The organism is Streptomyces sp. NPDC059037 (assembly GCF_042740015.1).
Lineage (GTDB): Bacteria > Actinomycetota > Actinomycetes > Streptomycetales > Streptomycetaceae > Streptomyces.
The window spans coordinates 1-7813 of record NZ_JBHYIG010000142.1; the positions used below are offsets into that span (position 1 = coordinate 1).

Below are 7813 nucleotides of genomic sequence, written 5' to 3' on the forward strand. Positions count from 1 at the left end.
ATTCTGCTGCGCTTGGACGTGGGACGGATCGCCGTAAAACCCTTAACCGGACACACCTGACATCGAGCCCCGTCCCCGCAGGCAACCCGGCCTTGGGCACGGGGCTCGACGCGTGATCACTCGAATGGCTCTGGGCGGGTGACCCGTGAGGGCGGCCGTTGTTAACCAGTAGGTCCGCCGCAGGACGCGCAGCCGTGCCCGACAGTTCTCCGGAAGGAATGTGCGCAGCGCATGACACCCCGACTCACCGTCGTCGTCCCCGTCTACAACGTCGAGGAGTTCCTCGGCGCCTGCCTACGGTCACTGGCCGAGCAGACCATGCCGGACCTCGAAGTGGTCATGGTCAACGACGGTTCCACCGACGGGAGTCCACGCATCGCCCGCGAGTTCGCCACGCGGGACGGGAGATTCAGGCTGGTCGAGCAGGAGAACGCGGGGCTCGGCGCGGCCCGCAACGCGGGGGTCAGAGCGGCGCGCGGCACCTTTCTGGCGTTCGCGGACAGCGACGACATCGTGCCGTGCGACGCGTACGAACGGATGCTGGCGGCGCTCGACAGGTCGGGCTCCGATTTCGTCACCGGCAACGTCCACCGGCTGCGGTCCGACGGCCTGAGCAAGCAGTCCCCGATGTTCCGCAAGGTGATGGAGACGGACCGCAGCGCCACCCACGTCACCCGCGACTGGGCTCTGCTCGGCGACCGCATCGCCTGCAACAAGGTCTTCCGCAGGACCTTCTGGGACCGGCATGACCTCTCCTTCCCGGAGGGCGTCCTGTTCGAGGACACCCCCGTCACGATCCCCGCCCACTTCCTCGCCGACGCCGTCGACGTGCTCAAGGACCCCGTCTATCTCTGGCGCGACCGCGACGGCTCCATCACCAGCGGCCGCGCCAGGCCGCGCGCCGTCCGCGACCGCACCGCCGCCGTCCTCGCGGCGAGCGGTTTCCTCGCCGGGAAGGCGGGGGAGACGGCGGGGACACCCGAGGGGGAGAGCTGGGCCGAGGCCAAGCGGCGCTACGACCTGACGGTGTTCTCCGGGGACCTGTGGCTGTTCATGGAGGCCCTGCCGCACGGCGACGCCGAGTATCACGAGGCCTTCCTCGACCACGCCAACGCCTTCCTCTCCACCGTCGACCGCTCGGTCGTGGACGGTCTTCCGCTCGCCCTGCGCGTCAAATGGCGGCTCGTACAGCAGCGCAGGGCCGGTGACCTGATGGCCTTCATGGCGTACGAGAAGTCCAACCCGGGAGCCTTCCGGGTCCGCGGCCTGCGCAGGCGCCGGGCCGACTACCCCGGGATCGACGGCCTGCCGCGCGAGACGGTCGCCCTCAAGCGCTCCGACGTGCCGCTCACCGCGCGGCTCACGCACGCCGCGTGGGACGACGAGGGACTGCTGCGGCTCAAGGGCTTCGCGTACATCCGCAATCTGCCGGCCGGGCGGATCGGCGCACGGGCCAGGGCCGCCTGGCTGCGGTCGGGGCGGCGGCGGGTCCGGCCGCTGAAGCTGCGCACGGTGCGGGCGCGCGAGGCGACGTACCGCTCCAAGCAGGGTCTGCACAGCTACGACCGGTCCGGGTTCGAGACGGTGATCGACCCGAGGAGGATCGTCACCAAGCGGCGCAGCACCACATGGAACGTGGAGATGGGCGCGGTCAGCGGGCTCCTGCCGCGCACGGGGCCGGTCAGGATGAGCGGCGTTCCCGCGCTGCCCGTGCGGTATCTGGAGGACTTCCTGCGGGTGGCCGTCACGCTCAGCAAGGGGCGGCTGCGGCTGCGCACCGAGCGGGTGGCGGCGCGGCTCGTCGCGCACGAGGGGTGCGGCGGTGCCGTCCGGCTGCACGGGCGGCTCGCGGCGGGCGAGTCCCAGGCCATCGACTCCGTACGCGTCGAGAACTGGCACACCAAGGAGGCATGCGACGTCCCGGCCGTGGTGAACGGCCGGGATTTCAGCGCCGATGTGCCGCTCGGCCTCTTCCTTCCCGAGGTGGACGAGCGCACCGGCGAGCCGCGCAAGGCCGACCCGTGGGGCGTCGCGGTGATCCGCGGCGGCGGGGAGCGCACCCCGCTGGCCGTCCGACCCGAGGTGGCGCCGGGGCGGTACGGCCTGCGGCCGGGGCGTGAACTCCTCGTCCTCGCCAACGCGTCGGGCAACCTGGAGCTGCGCGACCAGACCGTGCGGCCGCTCGTCGACAGCGTGACCTGGGACGGCGAACTCGTCCTCGAAGGCAGCCACCCGGTCGAAGAGCCCCGCACCAGGGAGCTCGTCCTCGTGCACGGCGGCCACGGCGACGAGGCCGTCCTTCCGGTGCGGATCGACGGCGGCCGGTTCACCGCGGCCCTGCGCCCGGAGGCCGTCCGGGGCCACGCGGGCAGCCTGCCGCTCGCCGAGGGGCGCTGGAACCTCTTCCTGCGCGAGCCGGGCGAGAGCGACCCCGACGAGTACACCCCGCTGTGCGTGGCGCCCGGCGCCTACCGCGGCCTGCCGCTGACCCGCACCCTGTCCGGCCGTGAGATCACCCTGAAGCGGCACGCCCAGGACGGCCTGCACCTGCGCTCCGGATCCGCGCTGCCCCTGGCCGACCGGGGCGGACCCCGGCAGCGGCGGCTGCGCGATGCGTACGCGGCACAGCGCGGCGGGCCGCTGCGGGACGCCGTCCTGTACGCCAGCTTCGACGGACGCCAGTACTCCGACTCGCCCCGCGCCATCCATGAGGAACTGGCCGCCCGCGGAGCCGAGTTGGAGCACCTGTGGGTGGTGCGCGACCAGCAGGTCGACGTGCCCGAGAGCGCACGGCCGATCGCCATGTGGAGCGCCGACTGGTACGAGGCGCTTGCCCGTTGCCGCCACATCGTGACCAACACGCAGCTGCCCGACTGGTTCGAGCGCGCCGAAGGGCAGTTCGTCGTGCAGACCTGGCACGGCACCCCGCTCAAGCGCATCGGCCGCGACCTGGCGGGACACGCGTCCGGCGACACCGCCTACATGGCGACGCTGCCCGCCCGCGCCGCCCAGTGGAGCGTGCTCGTATCGCCGAACCGCTTCTCGACCCCCCTCCTGCGCGGCGCCTTCGGCCACACCGGCGCGGTCCTGGAGTGCGGCTACCCGCGCAACGACCTGCTGCACGCCGTCGACCGCGAGAAGGTCGCCGCTTCCGTACGCGAACGGCTCGGCATCCCCGAGGGCAGACGTGTCGTCCTGTACGCACCGACCTGGCGCGAGAACCAGCCCAAGAAGGGCGGCCGTTACGGCCTCGACCTGCAGATCGACCTGGCCGCCGCCGAGCGCGCCATCGGCCACGACCAGGTGCTCCTGGTGCGCAGGCACTACCTGGTGGGCGGCACCGTCCCCGAGTCCGACTTCGTCCGCGACGTCACGCGCTACCCCGACGTCGGCGAACTCCTCCTGATCAGCGACGTGCTGGTGACGGACTACTCGTCCCTGATGTTCGACTTCGCGCAGACCGGGCGCCCCATGCTCTTCCACACCTACGACCTCGACCACTACCGCGACACCCTGCGCGGCTTCTACTTCGACTTCGCGGCGCAGGCCCCGGGTCCGCTGCTCACGACGGGCGACGAGGTGATCGACGCGCTGCGCGACCCGCGGGCGGCCACCGCCGCGTACGCCGACGCGTACGACAGATTCCGTGAGGTCTTCTGCGACCTGGACGACGGGCACGCGGCCGCCGGTGTCGTGGACGCCATGCTCGCCGGTGCCGTGCGCGGGGACGGCCTGCCCGAGGGAGGCCCCGCATGAGCACGCCCGATCTGCATGACGTCAGCTGTGTCGTCGTCGCCGGCGGCCGCGCGGCCGCGCTGAAGGCCTCCGTGCGGTCCGTCGTCGGCCAGTCGATGGCGGGCGTCGAGGCCGTCGTCGTCGACCCCGGCACCGAGCCCGCCGTGAGCGAGGCGGCCGCCGCGCTCGCCGCCGAACACCCGTACCGGGTACGCCTCGTGTGTGCCGAGGGCGACCTGCCCATGGGAGCGGCGCGCAACCTCGGGCTCGACGCGGCACGCGGCCGGTACGTGACGGTTCTCGGCGCGGGCGAACGCCTCCAGGCGCACGCCTGCCGCAACCTCTTCGATGCGGCACGCACCACCGGCGCCGACCTGGTGGCGGGGCGCTGGACGCGGCTCACGGGAGGCGGCAAGAAGGAACGCGGCCCCGACTGGCAGGCCCAACTGCACGCCAGGACAAGGGTGGTGCACGACCTCGCCGACGCCCCCGAACTCGTCGTCAGGGACTCCCTGCTCACCGGATTCTGCATCCGCCGAGAGATTCTCGAACGGGCCTCACTGCGGTACACGGACGACCTCGCCCACAGCGAGGTCCTCTTCGGCGTCCGGGCCGCGCTCGCCGCCAAGGGCGTCGCCCTCGTGCCGAACCTGATCACCACCCGCCGCGCGGCTCCCGCCCCCGCCCGCGAGACCCCCGCCCTCGCGGAGGCCAACGCCCGCGTCGCAGCGCTCCTGATCGGCCTCGGCCGCCTCGACCTCTGCGACCGGCGCGAGCGGGCCTTCCTCGGCGACCACGTGCTGCCGTGCGCGCGGACCTTCCCGCGGCTCACCGCCGAGCAGCGCCACGAGACGGCATCCGCGCTCGCCCCGCACCTGAAGGGCAGCGTGGATCTGCGCGCCCTGGACGAGCTCGCCCCGGTGGAGCGGGTGTGCGTACGGCTGCTCGCGGAGGGCGACACGGAGGGCGTCCTCGCGGCGGCGTACGCGCTCGCCAGGCCGGGGACGGTGGTCTCGGAGCTGACCGAGCGCGACGGCAAGGTCTACTGGCGGGCCGAAGGTCTCGACGACCCACGCGTACGCGAGGTGCTCGACGTCACGGAACTCGGCCACCAGCACCGGCAGTTGAGCGACGTGCGGCTCCTCAACCGCCTCACCCGATGCGCGGTCGAGGGCGCCGAAGCGGTCCTCGAAGGCCGGGTCGTGCTGCCCGCCGGGCTGCTCCCGGAGCACCCGCCGCTCACCGCCCGGCTCCACGTCCGGGCACGCGGCACGGCACGGCGGGGCTTTCGCGTGCCCGTCGAGGAGGTGCGCCACGACGGCGGTGCGATCGTCTGGCGGGCCAGGGTCCGGCTCACCGGCGGCCTGCGCGAACTCGGCACCGGCGACCGCGTGTGGGAGCCACAGCTGCAACTGAAGGCAGGTGCCCAGGATTTGACCACCGAACTCGTCGCCGAACGGGAGACCGTGGGTCAGAGCCCGGGGATCACCGTCACCGGCGGCAACAAGCTGGAGCTGCGCCCGCACCCCCGCGACCGGGCCACCCGCGTCCTGCGCGCGGCGCTGCACTACGCCACGCACTTCCGCCCCGCCCGCAAGCTGAAACTGCGGATCCGCGCCCTGCGCCAGAGGCTCGACCGGCTCGGCACGCAGCCCGTCAAGATCCGCTTCTACCGGCAGGTGCTGCGCCGGCTCCCCGTCAGCAAGGGCTCGGTGGTCTTCGAGAGCCACATGGGCAAGTGCTACGGCGACAGCCCGCGCGCCGTCCACCAGGAGATCCTCGACCGGGGGCTGCGGCTCCGCTGCACCTGGTCGTACGCGAAGTCACCCGACGGATTCCCCAAGTCGGCCCGGCTCGCCCGCCGTTGGTCCTACCGCTATCTGTGGGCCCTGGCCCGCGCCGAGTTCTGGATCGACAACCAAGGCTTCCCGCACGCCCTGGAGAAGCCCCGCCACACCACGTATCTGCAGACCTGGCACGGCTCCGCGTACAAACGGATGGGCTTCGACGAGGCACGCGTCAAGACGCAGAACGCCCCCCGGCGCGCCCGGCTGCAGCGCGCCGTCGACCGCTTCGACCACTTCCTGGTGCGCTCCGAGCACGACGTGAACACCCTCGCCCGCGCCTACGGCATCCCCGACGACCGGCTGCTGCGCTGCGGCTATCCGCGCAACGACCGCCTCGTCGCCGCACGCGCCGCGGACGAGACCTCGGGCCGCTTCCCGCGCCCGGCCACGGCCGCCGCACTCGGCATCCCCGACCACAAGACGGTCGTCCTCTACGCGCCGACCTTCCGCGGCCTGCCCAAGAACAAGAAGCCCGTACAACTCCCCCTGGACGTAAAGAAGTTCGCCGACCGCTTCGGTGACACCCACGTACTCCTGGTGCGCGCCCACTACATGGAGGCGGCGAGCCTCCCCGTGTGCCCGCCCGGCACGGTCGTCGACGTCTCCGCCCACCACGACGTCAGCGAACTGCTGTGCCTCGCCGACGTCCTGGTGACCGACTACTCGTCGATCATGTTCGACTTCGCGCTCCTCGACCGTCCGCTGGTGCACTTCGCCCCGGACCTCGACGCGTACGCGGCCGAGCGGGGCAGCTACTTCGCGCTGCGGGACGACGCGGGCGGCCCCGTGGTCGAGACGCAGGAGGAACTGCTGCGGACGCTTGCCACGCTGAAGCAGGCCGACGGGGCGTGGGCCGACGCCCGGCGGACGTTCGCGCGGCGCTTCGGCGCCTACGACAAGGGGCGGGCCGCCGCGGACGTGGTGGACGCCCTGTTCGGGGAGCGGTTCGGGAACACCAAAGACGCAGCCAAGGGGGCCGGCTCATGACCACCAGGACCACGGCCGCGGTGCACGGCCGCGACCTCTTCCTCGTCGCGAACACCGTCGACGAGCTGGGCGGAGTCACCGCCTGGGCCCATCAGATGGCCCGCCTCTTCACGGCCGTCGGCCACCGGGTGCACGTCATCGGCGTCCACGAGGCCGAGCTGAAACTGGAGCTCCCCGACGACCTCGGCTACCCCGTCACCAGCCTCTACCGCGAACACCCCCCGACACCCCGTCCCGTACGCGGTCTCGGCCGGCTCAACGTCGTGGCACGGCGCCGCGAATCGGCGCGGATCGCCGCCAAGAAGCGGACGGTCGACCGGCTCTCCGGGCTCTTCCGCGCCGCGCGCCCCGGAGCCGTCGCCATCGTCACGCAGGTCTGGCCGATGGGGTGGATCAGGGAGGCGGACACCGCGGGCCTGCGCATCATCGGCATGAGCCACGAGTCGTACGCCTACACCCGCGCCTGCCACCGCTACCGCTCGGTCAAGCGCAACTACCCCTCCGTGGACCGCTGGCTCGCGCTCACCCAGGAGGATGCCGACGACTGGATCGCCGACGGCATGCACAACGTGGGAGCGATGCCCAACGCCCTTGCCCACCTGCCCGAAGTGCCCTCGCAGCGCCGCCAGAAGGTGGTCTGCAGCATCGGCAGGCTCGCCGACCAGAAGGGCGTCGACATGCTCGTCGACACCTGGGCCCTGGTCGCCCCGCAGCGCCCGGACTGGACGCTGCGGATCTATGGCGCGGGCGCCGACGAGGCCGACCTCAGGCGCCAGTGCACGCGCCTCGGCCTCGACGGTTCGGTGCAGTGGATGGGCCGCACCGGCGATGTGCCGGGTGTGCTCGCGCAGAGCTCGGTGTTCGTGCAGTCCTCGCGCGGTGAGGGTTTCCCGCTTGCCCTGATGGAGGCGATGGCCAGTGCGGTGCCGTGCGCGGCCTTCGACTGCGCGCCCGGCGTACGGGAGATCGTCCGGGACGGCGAGGACGGGTTGCTTGCGCCCGCCGGCGACGTGGAGGCCCTCGCCGACCGGCTCCTGCGCCTGACCGGCAATCCCCGGATGCGGGATGCGATGGGGGAGCGGGCGCGGGTGAATGTGCAGAGGTTCTCGGAGGCGGCTGTGCTTGAGCGCTGGGAAGCGTTGTTCGAACTTCTTGAGCGGTGATGGACGTGCGGGCCGGTGGGGGTTGGTCGCGCAGTTCCCCGGGCCCCCTGTGGGGGGCGGGGTCAGGCCGCGCTCAGTTTC

General features: G+C 72.4%; 3 protein-coding genes. All 3 read left to right on the top strand.

Annotated features, from left to right (window positions below; translation table 11 throughout):
• Window positions 1-231 precede the first annotated feature (231 nt).
• From ACFWY6_RS26315 to ACFWY6_RS26325, 3 genes are read left to right on the top strand one after another with little or no spacing between them, the layout of a single operon-like run.
• Window positions 232-3756 (top strand): CDP-glycerol glycerophosphotransferase family protein, encoded by a 3525-nt coding sequence (locus ACFWY6_RS26315; RefSeq protein ID WP_384695014.1) that lies wholly within the window; start codon window positions 232-234, stop codon window positions 3754-3756.
• Window positions 3753-6569 (top strand): CDP-glycerol glycerophosphotransferase family protein, encoded by a 2817-nt coding sequence (locus ACFWY6_RS26320; RefSeq protein ID WP_384695017.1) that lies wholly within the window; start codon window positions 3753-3755, stop codon window positions 6567-6569. Before ACFWY6_RS26315 ends, ACFWY6_RS26320 begins: the two co-directional genes overlap by 4 nt.
• A complete protein-coding gene (locus ACFWY6_RS26325; protein ID WP_384695020.1) occupies window positions 6566-7732 on the top strand; it encodes a glycosyltransferase in 1167 nt (388 codons plus the stop codon). The genes ACFWY6_RS26320 and ACFWY6_RS26325 overlap by 4 nt, the downstream gene beginning before the upstream one ends.
• Window positions 7733-7813: the final 81 nt, after the last annotated feature.

Coding starts and splice junctions, on each gene's coding strand:
- ACFWY6_RS26325 (WP_384695020.1), top strand. CDS start 6,566: ATGACCACCAGGACCACGGCCGCGGTGCACGGCCGCGACCTCTTCCTC.
- ACFWY6_RS26315 (WP_384695014.1), top strand. CDS start 232: ATGACACCCCGACTCACCGTCGTCGTCCCCGTCTACAACGTCGAGGAG.
- ACFWY6_RS26320 (WP_384695017.1), top strand. CDS start 3,753: ATGAGCACGCCCGATCTGCATGACGTCAGCTGTGTCGTCGTCGCCGGC.